We start from the raw sequence: 16,984 nt of genomic DNA, 5'->3' as shown, positions 1-16,984 counted from the left end.
GTTTTGCGAAAAACAGTCTCTGGTCGGATACTGGCAAGTATCTATGGCAAAAATCCAATTTTTGCAATTACCTGTACCACCTCCATCCTACTATGCTGCCACAGGAAATGTTCCTTTAGCAGCTGCTAGTTTGGCAAGTTGCCTTGAATCCAAAGAAGACCCGGTCCTTGGACTGAGTCCCTATGTAGTTTCCCCTGAAGATACTGATTCTTTAGGAGATCGGGAGCTCATTGATCGCATCACGAAAGAAGGTTCGGATTTTTTAGGGCTCTCTCTTTATTTATGGAATACCGAACGTAGCCTTTACATCGCAAAAGAAGTTAAAAAAAGAAATCCAGAAACAACCATCCTCGTCGGTGGACCTGAGGTGAATGAAGACAATCCTTATGTTCTCGGAGAAGAGGGTTATGACATTGCTGTATCGGGAGAAGCAGAACATAGCTTTCGTAATCTGATGCGCACTTTACTCTCTAAGTCATCCTTGGAAGGATTGGAAAATGTAGCCTTTCGCAAGGAAAATGGAACACTCACATCCTTTGGAAAACAAGCGGCAGCTGACTTTCCTTTGACTGACTTTCCTTCTCCCTATACAACAGGACATTTGCAAGTGGATCCCAAACGTTCTACTTACTTAGAAACTGTGCGGGGATGTAAGTCGCAGTGCACTTATTGTTTTTATCCAAAATCTTCGCAGAACCTTCGCACTCTGGACATTCCAGAAACGATTCAGTTGATTTCGAACTTAAAAGAAAAGGGCGCTCGGGAGCTTGTATTTTTAGATCCCACCTTCAACCATAGACCCGGCTTTGAAAATTTTTTGGATGCCATTGCAGAAGTGAATTCGGATGGAAGTATGTCCATGTTTGCTGAATTACGTTCGGAAGGTGTGACTCCGAAATTAGCAACTAAACTTCGTAAGGCGGGATTCACTCGTGTGGAACTTGGACTTCAATCTGTAAATGAAGAAACCCTGAAACGTGTCAAACGTTACGGTAGCCCTCACAAAGTTGCGGAAGTGGCAAAGATGCTGGCGGGTGAGGGGATGGAGTTACTTCTTGATCTTATCATTGGACTTCCCGGTGACAAACCGGATGATGTCGAACGGGGAATTCATTTCTTTTTGGAACATGGACTAGGCGAATGGGTACAGGCCTTTCCTTTGTCTGTCCTTCCAGGAACTGCCATGCGTAGGGATGCCGAAAAAGAAGGGTTATCCTTTATGCCAACTCCACCTTACCGGATCATCCAAACCCCGACTTTTAGCCAGCGTGATTTGACAGAGTCCTTGTACTTTGCAGAGGACTTACTCGAGAGACGATTGGATGAATTTCCAAGACCATTTTTATGTGCAGCCATACCTAATAAAAACGATCGGTTTGATTTGATTTTATCGGGTACAAAAACCCTTTCTTCTTCAGAGACAAATCCAATTTTGGATACCCAATGGTCTAGTCTATCGGGAAGTCGCCATCACAGTGTTTGGTTTCACACAGAAGATCTTTCGAATGACCTCTCTCGTATCCTTATTTTGATGAAGGAACGAATCACAGCCGAGCCATTTTGTACGATTGATTTTGTTATCCCCTTGGTCTCTCTTCCTAAACCCAAAGAGTTAGAAAGGCTTGTATCTCTTCTCGAAACCCAAAGAAATTCTTATCTTGCGCGGACATTGGCTCATAGAGGAGAGAATCTCCAACACCGTTTGGTTTTTGTTTTTGATGGAAACCAATTAGAGTTAAAGAACTGGCGAGATACAGAATTGGATTCCACTTCTTACTTAATTTACGAAAGAATTTCTACCACAAAAATTCAAAATTTGGATCCATCGAAAGAAGCCTTTTATTTGGTCGAAGGAGAAAAAGTGGATTTAAGTGACTTTGCCTTTCTAAAAGAAGAAATGGATCCAGAGGCCATTACCTTTTCTTCGAGAAAATTAGAAGAGAGGTGGTCAATGGAAGTTCTTGGGTATGGGGAACTTTAATTTAAGATTTGTGATTTTGTTTACGAAAGAATTCTACGTTTTCTAAAAATCGTTTTTTCTCACCCGATCTAGAGGAGTGTCCGGCAATCGCAAGACCTACTGTTAGGTGGCCTTCTTCGTTTTTAGTAATGGTTTTGATCGTTCCAAAAGCTGTCAAAGGAGATTGCATTTTAAAAAATATATCAAATTGGAATCCAGAAAGTTTGGGAAGGCTTAACATTAAATCGGGATGGTCTACGATTACTTTTAAACCGCCTTCGGAAATATCAATTACCGGAAACTTTCCATCTGATTTAATCATATTGGAATGACGGATCCGGTCGACCATTTCGAAACAAACAGTTTTCATCTCCATCGCTTTCATTAAATCAAAGGTTTCTGATTTACTTTGCATTTGGATATAACCAATCGGGATGGATTCTTCTTCATCGGTTAGGTAGAGAATAGGAAGGATGAGTTCCGATTTGATTTTTTGGTTTCGTTTGTTATTGATTTCTTTATCTATATCTTCTTCGATTTCTTCAGAAAATACCAAGAAGTCTTCGTTCGGAGAAGATTCGTAACACTTTCGGTCTGTGGCATCTTCTAAAAGGAGGCCTTTTTTCGTCTTTTTGATTTGGCGAATGATTTCAGAATCTTCACTCGAGTTAAAAGTAGATATTTTGATAAAATCAACTGTATCTTTTAGTTTGGTTTCATAGTCCTGAAAGTTTACCTTCACTGCCGTGGGGACATGGAACATATCCGTTTCGATTTTTGCCTTACTGGAAACTACGTTGGTAATCCATGCAGAACCAGGGGGGACAGGGATTCGTGAACTTTCCCGATCTTTTTTGGCAATGGCAATTTTGTCTAAATGGAGGACATATTGGGATTCCGCCTTTTCTTGTTCGACGGTGCACTCCAGGTGAAGGTATCTTCCGAGAATTTTATAAAGGGTGATTTTTTGGCCCACAGAGAGGGTTAGGGTAGGGCGTACGCTGATGAGGACCTTGTTTCCATCAGCAGAAACTTTTTTTAAAAAACAACTTTCCCCAGAATGGATATTGTCCTTTAGACTCAATTCTTGGTTTAATAAAAATTTGGTCAAAACATGGAGTTTTTTTTCTTTGTCGGAAAAAACATCCAACGATCGCTTACTTCTTTCTAGGGTTTCCATAAAAGGTCGTGTTACTTACTATTATCGGACGAATTTCTCCTGAAATTCTCTTGCAAGGAGAGTTTTCTTGCCTAAAGTAGAAAAAGGAAGGATAATTATGTCAAATCAACCCCTACCAGGACAAGAGCTTCTCGATGGAGTCAGTGGACAAGAGCTCTTCTCGGTCAACATGGGACTCACGTATCGGGATTTTTTAGTATTACCTGGTTATATCGACTTCAATCCCAGTGATGTGGAACTTGAAACCAAACTTTCCAAAAATATTTCACTCAAAAGACCACTGATGAGTTCTCCGATGGACACAGTCACAGAGTCTGAGATGGCGATCGCACAAGCTCTTATGGGTGGAATTGGAATTATACATTATAACAACAGTATCGATGAACAAGTAGATCTAGTTCGCAAAGTAAAACGATACGAAAATGGATTTATCAAAGATCCAATTTTACTCTCTCCAGAACATTCTCTTGCCGATTTGGATGCTGTTAAAGAAAAATACGGGTTTAGTGGAATTCCTATCACAGAAGACGGAACCGCTAGTACAAAGTTAGTTGGTATTGTTACTAACAGAGATGTTGACTTTGAAAAAGATCGTAATATCAAACTAGGCAAGGTGATGACTACGGAACTAATCACCGCAAATGTTGGAATTAGTTTATTAGAAGCAAACGATATTTTAAGAACTAGTAAAAAGGGGAAACTCCCTTTAGTAGACAAACAAGGAAAACTTGTAGCACTGATATGTCGCAGTGACTTGAAAAAAAATAAAGAATTTCCTCAGTCCTCAAAAGATGACCAAAAACGACTTCGAGTCGGAGCGGCTCTTTCCACCTTACCTGAGTCACGTGATCGAATGGCGGCTTTAGCTGGTGTTGGGGTTGATGTCATCATCATTGATTCCGCACAAGGAAATTCCAGTTACCAAATGGAAATGATTCAATGGATCAAATCCAATTTTCCCAACATTGATGTGATCGGTGGAAACGTGGTGACCAAAGCACAAGCGGCAAACCTAATCGCAGCGGGTGCGGATGGACTTCGGATAGGTATGGGTCCTGGATCTATTTGTATCACACAAGATACAATGGCCGTTGGTCGTGCCCAGGCTACAGCTGTATTCAAAACAGCAGAGTATGCCCAAGCACATGGAGTTCCTGTGATTGCCGATGGAGGGATTTCCAATATTGGAGATATTGCCAATGCTCTGGCGATTGGTGCTTCCATGTGTATGATGGGTTCTATGTTTGCTGGTACAAAAGAAGCTCCTGGTGAGTATTTTTATGAAAATGGTATTCGTCTAAAGAAATACAGAGGAATGGCAAGTTTAGAAGCAATGAGTAAAGGTGGGGACAAACGGTATTTCTCTGAATCACAAAAGATCAAGGTAGCACAAGGTGTTTCTGGATATGTCGTGGATAAAGGTTCTGTTTTAAATCTCATTCCCTACTTGGTACAAGGACTAAGGCAAAGTTTTCAGGATATGGGATTTCAAAATATTCCTGACCTTCACAAAGCATTAAGGGAAGGAAAACTTCGTTTTGAACGAAGGACAGAATCAGCCCAAGCACAAGGTAGTGTTCACGGCTTGTATTCCTATACTAAACCATCCATGCGAGCGGAATAACAATTATACATGCGAAAGATTTGGATACTGATACTATTCTTTAGTTTTGTTTCGATAGAGGCACAAGCACCACCTGATACGAGTTTATCGGCGCAGGAACTTTTAGCAAGGCTTGACCGAGAACTGGATTTCGGAAAAGGTCTTGTGAAAGGAACCTATGTCCTCATCCGTCGGAATGGAACTTCAGAAACTTGGAAGATCAACCGGTTTTTCAATGGGGAAGATGCACTCCTTCTTTTTGATCGAAAGGGTAGGGGACTTGAATCCAAACTCTTAACCAAAGACGAAGGGGAAAATGTGTTTTTCTTCAATGTTTTAAGTGCTAAACTCTTTCGCAAAACTGATGATGAAAAGTATGAAGCTCTGATGGGGACCGGTTTTTTCTATGTAGATCTTTCTGGGTATTCCTATCAGGCCAACTACAACCCGCTTGTGAATGCCGATCTGGAAATTGGTGGAGAAGTGTATTACCGAGTTTCTCTAAAACCCATCCTTCCTTATTTTTATAAAAAGTTAGTTCTTCTCATTGGGAAAAAAGATCTAAAACCTTACCGCGTAGACTTTCATGATCGGGATGGAATTTTATTCAAAACTTTGAACTTAAAATACGGGCCTGTTAAAGTAAAAGAACTTTCTGGGAAGGTAGAAGAAATTCAAAAAGCATCTCGGCTCGAGATGTTAGATTTGAATACAGGTAGTATCACTGTATGGGAAATCCAAGAAGTGGATAAATCCGTAAATCCGGATGCTTCTTTGTTTGCGGTGGATAACCTAAGCCGTTAAACCTTTGTTAGAACCTGGTCTTATCCTCTTTCGCACTGGGTTTTCCCAAAAACCCTCAATTTCCCTCACCCCAGAAGAGATGGCTCACTTACGTGCCTTACGACTGAGTAAGGAAGAAACCATCATCCAAATCCGAGACGGCTTCGGTGGACTTTATGATTACCAATTTTCTCCTCATTCCAAAGAACTCAAATTTTTAAAAGAAACTCGGGTTCCTAGAAAGATCGAAAGGAAAACCGTAGCCATTGCTCTCCCAAAAGGAAACCGGTTTGATTTTTTTTTACAGAAGGTCACGGAGATTGGTCTTGATGCGGTAGTGTTTCTTGTCTTTCGGCATTCCATTCGTAAGGAATTCAATTTGGAGCGTGCCGAAAAAATAGTGAAGGAAGCGGCGGCTCAGTCCAAACAGACAGAACTTCTGACTCTTTCCATTGAATCTGCAGGTGAATGGATGGATGCACATAAAGAGAGTTTGGTGGTCTTCCATCCATATAAGTCTGAGATGTTTCTGCCTAGTTTTTTATCAGGAAAAATTCCTGTGATTGGGCCTGAGGGGGGATTCCATGCAGACGAAGAAGATTGGATGGAAACAAACCAAATCCCAAGAATCACTCTTCCCGGTGGAGTGCTCCGTACAGAAACGGCAGGCATTGTCGCTGCCAGTTTCCTTGTGTATGGAACTTAAAGTTTAAAGAAACAAACAACCCTTACTATTTGTTGGTTAGTAAAAGTAAGGTAGTAGATAAGTTACAATTAGTTGAACAAGCAGTAAAACAAGTGGAAGCCGCTGGGTAATTATCTCCAGTCACGTCGGGATATTTGGCAGCACAATCAGCATTGCAGGCTGTGAGACTTCCCCCCGTACATGTAACCAGGAAAGTAAATAGACTTCTTTCCACAGTTTTGTCTTCTCTCTTTTGACAAGATGTAGAGAAGATCATGACAAAACACAATACTACCAAAACAAACAAACGATTCATATTCCTAAACTCCGTTCTCCCTGCATTTCGTCAATCGGTTCGTAAAAATCTTGACCCTTGTGACTTTTCCTATGCATTGGATGAGATCCTACTATGTCAGACGGTTCTAAAAAGGTTTTAGAAAAAAAAGCGCACGGAGAGTTTGAATTTACCGCCTATGGGGAATTCTTATCCTATTTCCACGCCCATATCGATATTTTCAAAAAACTACTGAAAGCAAGGAAAATGGACCCGGCCAAAGTGGAAGAGGTCGCAAAACAGATCAAATCCTACATGACTGGGAATATCAAAAAGACAGACCAGTTCTTTGAACACCTACCCCAATTTGCTACGATGTTAGGTGTTCCTCAAAACGAAGTTTCTACTTATTTAAATTCCAATTTTATCGAAGTACTAAACAAAGTACAAGAAAAACTAAAAACTCAGGAATTGGACAAAATTACCAATGCACCTCCTCCTAGTTTTTCGTCTGTAGCCGAAGAAATCATTGAACGATTGCAAGTCACTCATCCCAAGGATTTTGTTTTTGTCCAAAAGGGAATTTTAACGGTACTAGAAAATCCGCTTACCGGAGAGATCATTGAACCCAAAGGCCTAATGGCGGAATCTGCTAAAGCCGCTTTGGCTATGCCATCCACTGCGGAATCGGAAAAAGAACCCGTTTCTCTGACCGATGCCTTGGCCGTGGCGAATGCTCCCCCTACACCCGTTGCTAAAAAACAATCCCTCATTCCCGAACGAGACAAATCCATCCTATTGGAAATTGTAGAAACTTTTGGCGAAAATCTCACGGGCGAACTCTTAGAAGTAAGAATTGGTCCAGACCCTAAAGACAATCCCCTCCCGGAACCATCCTCCAAAAACGGTACCTCCACTGCTTCGGAAGAATATGAAATCGAAGATTTGGAATTTGATGATTCTGATTCCTCGGCAAGCGGATCAAACACATCCAATGCAAATACAGACGATGATGACTTTTCCCAAGACATCGATGTAGATTTTGAAGAACCAGAACCAATCACGAAAGTCGATCCTAATCTCGCACGTCTGGAAACTTTTAGTGTAAAAGAATTTATGGACCTTGTGCAGACCATCACAGGATTTCAATCCAAATCAGACCAAGTGGGATATCAAAACTGGTTACGGGGTCTTTCCGAATTTGAAAAGGCAGTGGTCTCTTTACGCACTCAAGTTCTCAAAGAACAAAAAAATGAACCTGTGGATTGGAATGCCCTCTTTCAAATGATGAGTTCCAAATCTGATTTGAGTCGCGAGGTTTTAGTTGGTATTGTTAAAAAACTAAAAAACTTTCAAGTCGTCAAACTTACGTTAGACCGGATGATTCAGGAATTTAAAAAAGGAAGTCCTGAGTTTATGCAAATGGTAAAGATGGCATGGCCTCATATCCAAAAGGCATTTTTCGAAGTTCCAAACTACAACCAAGTGCAAACGCTCCTCAAAGGGATTTTATCTAGAGTAAATGACGAAAACCATAAGAGGGATTTTTCTAAGATCTTTACTATGGCGCTGAATTTCATCCAATCTAAATTTCAGGCATAATCAATGTTAGGGGAGAAGCACTCTCTTCAATTCCTGAAAATAAATGTAAAAGTAAATATAAAAATTGGAATCACTCTGGTTCTGTTTTTTTTTCCTGTTTCTTTTCTAAAGCCAGAACCAAATTCAAAAATCATTGTCGATCCATTATTACAAAAACCTTGGATTCCCGATGCAGAAGAAGAGGAAAGTCGTAGTTTCCACCGTTTCCTTTCGGAATTCAAAAACAAACAATCCACAGTCAAAAAAAAAGACGCTCATGGCCGCAACTATTTGGTCTCTCCTTCGGGCCAGATGCGTTTTCTTATCGATGATGAATATTATAAAGAATTTCCGGTGACTGATGAGGCCGACATTGCCGCCAAAGAATTAGAAGCATTATACGCGGTTCGTAAAGAAAAGGAAGCTGTATTTCTTGGGAAAGGAATTCATCTCTGTTACCGATTGAAATTAGAAAAAGAACCTGGATTTTTCCCCCAATGGCTTGTTCGTTCCAATGAAATCACAAATAGAGCCGCCAACGAATGGTCTGACCAAACCATTCCCTTAGATTTGGTGAGCGAACCTTATGGGTGTTACGTGAGTAATTCCAAACCAAAAGACCAATTGGTTTTGGAATCTGAATCTTTTCGATATCGAATTCGATTTTCCTCGAACCTACGTTATGAGGGACTATATGGAAATCGTCTAGGGGTTTATGGGGAAAATAGAGATTCTATTTTTAGGATGGTACGTTTTGTACAGTTTCTTTCTAATTATTTACCAGAGGGCCAAACTGAATGGGATGAAGCCTTAAAACTACAAACCTCAGGTAAAAAAAAGAAAAGTTTACCGAAAATTATTCTCTCCATAGGCTCTAGTTTTGATAAAACAAGGCCCCTTCGTGATAGTAAAAATTACTTTCGTTTTTGGGACTCAATGCGTTCTCTTACACCCACCCAAATCCGGAAACTGGGTTTTAAAAGGACTGAATCGAAATCGGAATATTTGAGTGAGTGGACGGAGGTAGATGAAATTGGAAATACAGTTGCAATGGAAATGAAGGAATATTATCTTTATAACGCACCTCGTGGTTACTTTCTTTCCTTGTCTTATCCCCAAAGGGAAAAGGAGACAGCAAACCTCTATTGGCAAACCATTCGCAGTTCATTTGAAGTAAAGGAGTAATGGATGTTTGTTGGTTTCGTTGAAAATCAAAATAGGAAAAAACCAGAACCCAACGAAGATCCTGCCTCTTCTTTTTTTATCTTTTGGACAGGACTTTCTCTTATTTTGGGGTTTGGATTCTTTTTACTCCCCTTTGGTGCCTACTTCCCACTTTCCATTTCTGTTTGGGCCATCCTTGTTTTATTTTTACCTATTTTGTTTTTAGGAATTATACTTTCGAAAAGAACAGGACTAAAGATCTTGTTGGCTGTTTTTTTATCTCTACTGGCAGGAGGAAATTCTGTCTTATTCTTGGGGGATTCGATTGGTTATAGTTTAGGGATCACTGCAAAAATGGAAGTCCTTCCCGAAGAAGTCTCCCATTACCTTAACTATCGTTATTTGTATCTTCGCGATTTTTATTTGGATGATGCTGATGCCGGAGAGTTTCGATCCCCACTCCTTGTTCGGCGCAGGTCAGGAGGAGCTGTTTATGGGCCTGTGATTCGGTTCCAATACAAAAGGATTCGTTCAATCTCAGGAAAAGACATAAAACCTACGTTATATGCCATTTGTTACTCCAAAGAAGACAGTAAATGTCATCTTTCTAGTTTGTTTTCGGGTGGAGTTGTCTTACAAGATCCGATTTGGGATGGGGAAGAATTACCTTTAGCAAAAGACTCGGTCTTTCTTGTTTGGCGAGGATCCTTGGATTCTGAATTTTTCACCAAAGGGATTTTTTCTTTTCTGTTTTTTATTTTTCTAATTTTGCTCTGGGCTCTTATTGTCTATTTCCCGACTGGGAAAGGTTAAGACTGTCTTAATCATTTCTTAATGCCTTAATCTTATCCCTTAAGCCACTCACCCTTTACCTTAAGAGAAATTCATGAGAGAATTTACTTATGGTTGAGTTACTCTATTTCCCTTTTTACGTTGGGCTACTGATACTAGTTTCACCCTTTGTTGGTTACTATATGGCTTTTGTATTAAATGCAAAAGTTTTACCCTTGGAATCAACATTCCGTCGGTTTTTATATTCAGGCGAGCCTCCTTCTCAAACTCCAAAACAATATCTAAACAGTATGGTAGTGTTTCATCTTCTAGGAGGTGGGATTTTATTTTTAATCCTAAGATACCAAAATTTTTTACCAATGAATTCGCTCGGTATTCCGGGAATGGATTGGGATTTAGCACTCAATACAACAATTTCCTTTGTTACCAATACCAATTGGCAAGCCTATTCTGGCGAAAGCCAACTCAGTACTTTTTCACAGATGGTGGGACTCACCCCGCAAAACTTTCTCAGTGCTGGAGTTGGAATTTCTATTTTAACGTTTGTCAGTCGGTCCATTGTATCTTCTTCAGCACTTAAGTTTGGGAATTTTTGGCAGGATTTATTTCGTTCCACCTTTTATATCCTTCTTCCTATTTCGTTCTTTGTTGCCATTCTCCTCGTGGGTCAAGGTGTCATTCAATCGTTTCAAGAACCAATACAAGCTTTGGGTCTCGATGGACAACCACAGACCATTCCTTTGGGACCTGCTGCTTCCCAAATTGCGATCAAACAAATCGGAACCAACGGGGGTGGCTTTTTTGGTGTGAATAGCGCCCATCCATTTGAAAATCCAACTCCTATATCCAATTTCATTCAGATGTTTTCGATTCTCTTTTTGCCAGCTTCATGCGTATTTTTATACGGCAAAATCACAAATTCATTTCGCCATGCTTGGGTAATTTTCTTTGTGATGTTGGCTTTTTTTATACTAGGTTTTGCTTGTGTTTTTTATTCCGAATGGAACCACCCCGGTTTTTGGGAAGGTAAAGAAACAAGATTTACTCTAACGGAATCCACCCTTTGGTTGTCAGCAACCACGGCCGCCTCCAACGGTTCAGTCAATTCTATGCACGATAGTTATTCCCCACTGGCTGGAGGAATTGCCATTTTTCAGATGATGTTAGGCGAGATTATCTTTGGCGGAGTGGGAACAGGAATGTACGGAATGTTTCTATTTTTAATTCTCACTGTGTTTTTATCGGGACTCATGACCGGTCGCACACCCGAATATTTTGGTAAAAAAATTGGAAGTTATGAAATCAAATGGACTCTTTTTGGAATCCTTTCACCTACCGTTTGTATTTTAGCCGGAACAACCATCTCAATATTTTTAGAATCGGGTTATAACGCAAAAGGTCCCCATGCCTTATCTCAAATTTTGTATGCTTATAGTTCGGCTGCAGGCAATAACGGCTCCGCCTTTGCTGGATTTTCTGCGGATACCATCTGGGGAAATTTATCTCTCGGATTTTCTATGTTAGTCGGTCGTTTTAGCGTGATTTATGCAGTGGTTTTGGTTGCCGGCAGTTTAGGTGGAAAGGTCACAACCAAGTCTAGCGAGGGAAACTTTAAATTAGATACGGTGTTATTTGGAATATTGGTTTTCAGCGTGATTTTAATCGTTTGTGGTCTATCTTTTTTTCCCGTTTTAGCTCTAGGTCCCATCTTGGAGCAGTTACAACTTGGGAAGGGAATTTTCTTTTAAGAGGAATGTATGGTAAATTCTAAAAATATGATATCTAAAGAACTTTTGAGTGTTTCTTTCTGGAATGCCTTGCAAAAGTTTTCTCCCAAAAATGCATTTTCCAATCCCGTTATGGCCACGGTTTGGATAGGAACTTTGATTCTTTTTTTCCAAATTCTTTACTATTTAGGATCTGGGATTCCATTTCGTAATGAACTTCCCATCTTCTTTTGGTTAGTCTTAACATTGTTCTTTGCAAACTTCGCAGAGAGCGTAGCCGAAGGTAGAGGTAAGGCACGGGCTGATAGTTTACGAAAGTCAAGATCTTCAACGATGTCAAAAAAAGTAGAATCAGTGGGAGATAAAAACTTTATCGAGGTTCCTTCGAACGAATTAAAAATCAACGATATTGTTTTTGTAGAAGCTGGATTTACCATTCCTGGTGATGGGGAAGTGATTTCTGGAATTGCCAGTGTGGATGAATCTGCAGTAACCGGAGAGTCAGCGCCTGTGATTCGAGAAAGTGGTGGTGACAGGTCAGCAGTGACTGGTGGAACCAGAGTGATCTCTGATCATTTGTATATTCAAATCACAACAAAACCTGGGGAAAGTTTTATTGATAAAATGATCAGTATGATTGAAGGAGCCACAAGACAAAAAACTCCGAATGAAGTGGCTCTTGGTATTCTTCTTTTTGCCTTAACTATACTTTTCTTTTTGGGAGTTTTATCTTTGATTCCCATCGCCAAATTTGTGGGAAATCAAATAGGTCAAAATTGGAATTTTGATTTTTCGGTTTGGCTTGCTTTATTTGTCTGTTTGATTCCAACAACGATTGCAGCCCTTCTTAGTGCGATTGGAATTTCTGGAATGGAGCGGCTGATACGATACAATGTCATTGCTAAAAGCGGAAAAGCAGTGGAAGCGGCTGGCGACATCCATGTTTTGTTATTGGATAAAACCGGTACAATTACACTGGGAAATCGGGAAGCGCATAAATTCTATCCTTCCGAAGGCATTACAGAAGAAGAGTTGGCAGATGCCGCTCAACTTTCCTCTCTTTCTGATGAAACTCCAGAAGGACGATCGATTGTCGTTCTCGCCAAACAAAAGTATGCGATTCGTGAAAGAAATTTAAACTCCTTGGAAGTAAACTGGATTCCATTTTCTGCATCGACTCGGATGAGCGGAGTCGAGATATCTGAAAATGGCAAACAAATTCGTAACATCCGAAAGGGTGCCATCGATGCGATACGAAAACATATTGAATCTTTAGGGGGAGTTGTCCCAGAGTCCATGTTAATGACATCGGATGAAGTTTCAAGAAAGGGTAGCACCCCCATTCTTGTTTCCGAAGGAAACCATTTATTGGGTATCATTGAATTGAAAGATATTGTGAAAGGTGGGCTTAAAGAACGATTTACCTATTTACGAAGGATGGGAATTCGAACGGTGATGATCACGGGTGACAACCCTCTCACTGCTGCAGCCATTGCAGCGGAAGCAGGGGTAGATGATTTTATTGCAGAAGCCACTCCAGAAGCAAAGCTCAAAAGAATTCGAGAGGAACAAGCTAACGGTTATTTGGTTGCAATGATTGGTGACGGAACCAATGATGCACCGGCCTTAGCGCAGTCTGATGTGGGTGTGGCTATGAATACAGGAACACAAACGGCAAGAGAAGCAGGCAATATGATTGATTTGGATAGTAATCCAAGTAAACTCATCGAAATTGTGGAAATTGGGAAACAACTCCTGATGACAAGGGGGGCACTTACCACATTTAGTATTGCCAATGACATTGCTAAATACTTTGCGATTCTTCCTGCTTTGTTTTTACCTTTAGCTCCTTTAAATATCATGCAGTTATCAAATCCTGATAATGCGATTCTCTCTGCCGTGATCTTCAATGCCCTTGTGATTCCGGCTCTCATTCCATTGTCATTACGGGGAGTGAAGTATGTGCCGAAATCTCCGGACGAGGCATTACTTAGAAATTTTATTATTTATGGAGGTGGTGGAATGGTTTTTCCTTTTTTCGGAATCAAACTCATCGACTTAATCTTATCTGGAGGATTTTTATGAAATCGAACGAAACAGCAAACCAATGGGAAATTGTGATCCGATTTACTTTTTTATCCTTACTCGTTTTAGGTTTTCTCTATCCTTTGGCGATTACCGGCTTAGCGTTCACTTTTTTCCCATTGAAAGCTAATGGAAGTTTGTTTCTATCTGAAGGGAAAGTGGTTGGTTCAGAACTTTTGGCTCAAGGGACCGTATCGAAATCTATCTTTCGCTACCGGCCGAGTGCTGTGAGTTATGCCACGATACCGAGTGGAGCTTCCAATCTAGGTCCTTCCAGTTTGGAATTAAAGAATTTAGTGGAAGAGAGGAAACTTGAATTGGAAACTCTTGGGATAAGTATAGAAGAATGTTTGGAATTAGTTTATACTTCTGCTTCTGGGTTAGATCCACATATATCAGTGCCATGTGCATATGAACAGGCAAAATTTCTCCAAAAGGAAAGAAAGATTCCCTTAGATCAAATAAATGAATTGATTCTAAAACATATAGAACATCCACTTTTTGGTTTTATGGGTCGCGAAAGAGTCAACGTAAACAAGCTAAATCGAGATTGGAAAGAGATTACCCATGAATGAAGGAAAACGCCCAGAAGACTTTCTCTCGATAGCCAACCAAGAAGAGCCTAAGAAAAAAGGGATTCTGAAAGTTTATTTTGGAATGTCTCCTGGGGTTGGTAAAACCTATGCGATGTTGACGGAAGCTCATCACTTAAAAGAAGAAGGAGAGGATGTAAGGATTGGTGTAGTGGAAAGTCACGGGCGAGAAGAAACCAAGGCCTTGGTGGATGGTCTACCTTGGATTCCTCTGAAAAAAATTGAATATCGGGGAAAAGTATGGGAAGAAATGGATGTCGAAAGTATTCTAAAAGAGAAACCAGGTTATGTGTTAGTTGATGAATTGGCTCATACTAATATTCCAGGCTCAGTGAATAAAAAAAGATACCAAGATATTTTTTCATTACTCGATGCTGGCATTCATGTGCTTTCGACTGTGAATGTCCAACATTTAGAGAGTCAGGTGGATTCTGTAGAAAAAATCATCCAAAGTCCTGTAAAAGAAACTATCCCCGACATTATTTTGGAACGTGCCGATGAACTAGTGTTAATTGATATTATTCCAGATGAATTATTAAAAAGATTGTCTGAAGGGAAAGTGTATATTCCCGAAAAAGTTATTTCTGCTAAGGAAAATTTCTTTCGCAAAGAAAATCTAACTTACCTTCGGGAATTGTCCCTTTCTTATACGGCAAAGTATGTAGAAAAAAGGATGCCTCAAGGAAGAGAAAGGATTATGGTCGCCATCTCTGCAAGTCCCCATTCGAAAACACTCCTTCGAAATGCTAAAAGATTGGCCCTAGAAAGAAATTCTGAGCTGTATGCAGTTTTTTCAGAAAACGAAGAGGATCGAAATTTGGATTCTGCCAATTCAATTCGATCGCATATTCGTTTTGCAAAAGAACTAGGTGCAGAAGTAGTGCATTCTTTTGAATCCGATCCTGTTGTGGGAATTGTTGCAGCGGTTCAGGATAAACGTATCCATCGTTTGGTGATTGGAGGATCGAAAAGAAGTTTTTTTTCGGGCCTATTACAAAAAAATATTTCAGCAAAGATCATCAAACATCTTCGGGATGTTGAGATCATCATCGTTCCATTTCAGGATGACAGGTCCTATCAATTTGACTTTTATAAAAAATTAATTCCTTCTTCTGGAATTAGGCAATACGCAGCTATCTTTGCTCTGACATCCCTCGTTACTTTATTTAATCAATTTCTATTATCTTACATAGGGTATTGGACCATTTCAATTTTATATTTGTTTTATGTGGCCGTACTCGGGATGTTTTTTAGTCGGGGACCAGTTTTACTTGCCGCGATACTTTCAGCTTCTTTTTGGAACTTTTTATTTATACCACCTCTTTACACATTTTATATTTCTAAGTTGGAAGATGCATTGATGTTTGTGATCTTTATGTTGATTGCACTCATTAATGGGGGTCTTACAGCAAGACTTAAAAAAAATGAATCGAAACTTAGATCGAGAGAGGAAAAACTTTCGATTCTTTATGAACTCACTCAGAATTTGTCAAAAACTTCCTCGGCATCAGATATTATTAAAACAGGAGATTCATTCTTTAAACGAATCTTTCCATTCCCAGTGAACCTACATTTCTACCAAGGGGGTGAATTTACTCCGAGTATAGAGGATTCGAAAGATTTGGCTGTGGCCTCATGGACCATTAAAAACGGAAAACCCGCTGGTAGGTATACCGAAACTCTTTCTTTATCGAATGCTACTTTTTATCCGCTTGTTTCTCCTGGAGGAATTACAGGTGTGATCAATGTTAAGTCCTCTGAGGAACCAAGTTTGGAGCAGGAAATATTATTAAATACAGTTGCTAACCAAGTGGCCTTGGCACTAGATCGTGATACTTTGTCGGAAGACTCTAGAAAGAATTTTTTGTTAAAAGAATCAGAGAAATTATATAATCTAATTTTTAATTCTTTGTCGCATGAATTAAAAACTCCATTAACTTCGATACGTGGATCTGCCTCTGCTTTACTAGATCCAGAGATTGATGCAGATCCTATTGCAAGAAAGAGTTTATTGGAGGAAATTCAGGAGAGTTCTCTTGTTTTGAATTTACTTCTGGGAAATCTATTGGATATCAGCCGGATCGAATCTGGATATTTAACATTAAAGAAGGAAAAAGTTTATCCTTCGGATATCATTCAAGATGCGATTTCCTTTTTAGGAAAAAATAAAACAAACCATTCCATCAAAGTCAATTTGAATGATTATGATTTTCCCATTGAACTTGACCGGGTTCTATTTTCTCATGCGATTTTTAATCTTTTATATAACGCGTGTTTATATACACCACCTGGTACGACTATTTGGATAACATTACAAAAATCTGGAGATACTGTTCATTGGACTGTGGAGGATAATGGAAATGGTTTACCGGTAGATTCCTCTCGGATCTTTCAGAAATTTTACAGAGGGGAATCCTCTGGAAAAATTGGAACAGGACTTGGTCTTGCTATTTCTAAGTCGATCATCGAATTACATGGCGGAACTATTGAAGCGATGAATCGGAAGGAAGGAGGTGCCTGCTTTCTCGTTGACATTCCGTATTCTACATAGTATAGA

General features: G+C 39.8%; 13 protein-coding genes. 11 read left to right on the top strand and 2 right to left on the bottom strand.

Translation table 11 applies throughout. The features are described 5' to 3' along the window. Window positions 1–43: 43 nt before the first annotated feature. Complete coding sequence (locus JWG40_RS07345; protein WP_205285179.1) at window positions 44–1,981, top strand: B12-binding domain-containing radical SAM protein; 1,938 nt, start codon at window positions 44–46, stop codon at window positions 1,979–1,981. Window position 1,982: 1 nt separating this feature from the next. On the opposite strand, the gene JWG40_RS07340 is transcribed toward JWG40_RS07345, so the two are convergent. Further along, complete coding sequence (locus tag JWG40_RS07340) at window positions 1,983–3,140, bottom strand: DUF1577 domain-containing protein (RefSeq protein ID WP_205285178.1); 1,158 nt, start codon at window positions 3,138–3,140, stop codon at window positions 1,983–1,985. 97 nt (window positions 3,141–3,237) lie between these two features. On the opposite strand from JWG40_RS07340, the gene guaB reads away from it, so the two are divergent. The 3 genes from guaB to JWG40_RS07325 are packed head-to-tail and all read left to right on the top strand — an operon-like array spanning window position 3,238 to window position 6,232. After that, window positions 3,238–4,764, top strand: coding sequence for an IMP dehydrogenase (gene guaB, locus JWG40_RS07335; RefSeq protein ID WP_205285177.1), 1,527 nt, complete (start codon window positions 3,238–3,240; stop codon window positions 4,762–4,764). Window positions 4,765–4,773: 9 nt separating this feature from the next. After that, entirely contained in the window at window positions 4,774–5,547 is a 774-nt protein-coding gene (locus JWG40_RS07330) for an outer membrane lipoprotein-sorting protein (protein ID WP_205285176.1), read from the top strand. A 4-nt stretch (window positions 5,548–5,551) separates the two neighbouring features. Then, window positions 5,552–6,232 (top strand): 16S rRNA (uracil(1498)-N(3))-methyltransferase, encoded by a 681-nt coding sequence (locus tag JWG40_RS07325; protein ID WP_205285175.1) that lies wholly within the window; start codon window positions 5,552–5,554, stop codon window positions 6,230–6,232. 25 nt (window positions 6,233–6,257) lie between these two features. On the opposite strand, the gene JWG40_RS07320 is transcribed toward JWG40_RS07325, so the two are convergent. Beyond that, window positions 6,258–6,527, bottom strand: a complete 270-nt coding sequence (locus tag JWG40_RS07320) for a hypothetical protein (protein ID WP_232369236.1) — start codon at window positions 6,525–6,527, stop codon at window positions 6,258–6,260. A 93-nt stretch (window positions 6,528–6,620) separates the two neighbouring features. Here JWG40_RS07320 and JWG40_RS07315 point away from each other — a divergent pair, with 93 nt between their 5' ends. From JWG40_RS07315 to JWG40_RS07285, 7 genes are all read left to right on the top strand, one after another. Further along, window positions 6,621–8,087: a hypothetical protein gene (locus tag JWG40_RS07315; protein ID WP_205285174.1), complete on the top strand. Its 1,467-nt coding sequence runs from the start codon at window positions 6,621–6,623 to the stop codon at window positions 8,085–8,087. A 3-nt stretch (window positions 8,088–8,090) separates the two neighbouring features. Beyond that, window positions 8,091–9,251, top strand: coding sequence for an LIC10775 family protein (locus tag JWG40_RS07310; protein WP_205285173.1), 1,161 nt, complete (start codon window positions 8,091–8,093; stop codon window positions 9,249–9,251). A 3-nt stretch (window positions 9,252–9,254) separates the two neighbouring features. Further along, window positions 9,255–10,043 (top strand): hypothetical protein, encoded by a 789-nt coding sequence (locus JWG40_RS07305; RefSeq protein ID WP_205285172.1) that lies wholly within the window; start codon window positions 9,255–9,257, stop codon window positions 10,041–10,043. 89 nt (window positions 10,044–10,132) lie between these two features. Then, the gene (gene kdpA / locus JWG40_RS07300) at window positions 10,133–11,770 is read left to right on the top strand and encodes a potassium-transporting ATPase subunit KdpA (RefSeq protein WP_205285171.1); all 1,638 of its coding nucleotides are present in this window, start codon (window positions 10,133–10,135) and stop codon (window positions 11,768–11,770) included. A 9-nt stretch (window positions 11,771–11,779) separates the two neighbouring features. Beyond that, window positions 11,780–13,834, top strand: a complete 2,055-nt coding sequence (kdpB, locus tag JWG40_RS07295; RefSeq protein ID WP_205285170.1) for a potassium-transporting ATPase subunit KdpB — start codon at window positions 11,780–11,782, stop codon at window positions 13,832–13,834. Next, the gene (locus JWG40_RS07290; RefSeq protein ID WP_205285169.1) at window positions 13,831–14,409 is read left to right on the top strand and encodes a potassium-transporting ATPase subunit C; all 579 of its coding nucleotides are present in this window, start codon (window positions 13,831–13,833) and stop codon (window positions 14,407–14,409) included. The genes kdpB and JWG40_RS07290 overlap by 4 nt, the downstream gene beginning before the upstream one ends. Further along, window positions 14,402–16,978, top strand: a complete 2,577-nt coding sequence (locus tag JWG40_RS07285; protein ID WP_205285168.1) for a sensor histidine kinase — start codon at window positions 14,402–14,404, stop codon at window positions 16,976–16,978. Before JWG40_RS07290 ends, JWG40_RS07285 begins: the two co-directional genes overlap by 8 nt. Window positions 16,979–16,984: the final 6 nt, after the last annotated feature.

It is taken from the genome of Leptospira abararensis, from assembly GCF_016918735.1.
GTDB lineage: Bacteria > Spirochaetota > Leptospiria > Leptospirales > Leptospiraceae > Leptospira_A > Leptospira_A abararensis.
Note: the sequence above shows the minus strand (reverse complement) of the source record. Positions and strands in the feature narration are given on the sequence as shown.

What these genes read in the sequence shown, in the direction of transcription:
- JWG40_RS07310 (WP_205285173.1), top strand. Translation starts at nt 8,091, where the DNA reads ATGTTAGGGGAGAAGCACTCTCTTCAATTCCTGAAAATAAATGTAAAA.
- JWG40_RS07340 (WP_205285178.1), bottom strand. Translation starts at nt 3,140, where the DNA reads ATGGAAACCCTAGAAAGAAGTAAGCGATCGTTGGATGTTTTTTCCGAC.
- JWG40_RS07290 (WP_205285169.1), top strand. Translation starts at nt 13,831, where the DNA reads ATGAAATCGAACGAAACAGCAAACCAATGGGAAATTGTGATCCGATTT.
- kdpB (WP_205285170.1), top strand. Translation starts at nt 11,780, where the DNA reads ATGGTAAATTCTAAAAATATGATATCTAAAGAACTTTTGAGTGTTTCT.
- kdpA (WP_205285171.1), top strand. Translation starts at nt 10,133, where the DNA reads ATGGTTGAGTTACTCTATTTCCCTTTTTACGTTGGGCTACTGATACTA.
- guaB (WP_205285177.1), top strand. Translation starts at nt 3,238, where the DNA reads ATGTCAAATCAACCCCTACCAGGACAAGAGCTTCTCGATGGAGTCAGT.
- JWG40_RS07315 (WP_205285174.1), top strand. Translation starts at nt 6,621, where the DNA reads ATGTCAGACGGTTCTAAAAAGGTTTTAGAAAAAAAAGCGCACGGAGAG.
- JWG40_RS07305 (WP_205285172.1), top strand. Translation starts at nt 9,255, where the DNA reads ATGTTTGTTGGTTTCGTTGAAAATCAAAATAGGAAAAAACCAGAACCC.
- JWG40_RS07320 (WP_232369236.1), bottom strand. Translation starts at nt 6,527, where the DNA reads ATGAATCGTTTGTTTGTTTTGGTAGTATTGTGTTTTGTCATGATCTTC.
- JWG40_RS07285 (WP_205285168.1), top strand. Translation starts at nt 14,402, where the DNA reads ATGAATGAAGGAAAACGCCCAGAAGACTTTCTCTCGATAGCCAACCAA.
- JWG40_RS07345 (WP_205285179.1), top strand. Translation starts at nt 44, where the DNA reads ATGGCAAAAATCCAATTTTTGCAATTACCTGTACCACCTCCATCCTAC.
- JWG40_RS07330 (WP_205285176.1), top strand. Translation starts at nt 4,774, where the DNA reads ATGCGAAAGATTTGGATACTGATACTATTCTTTAGTTTTGTTTCGATA.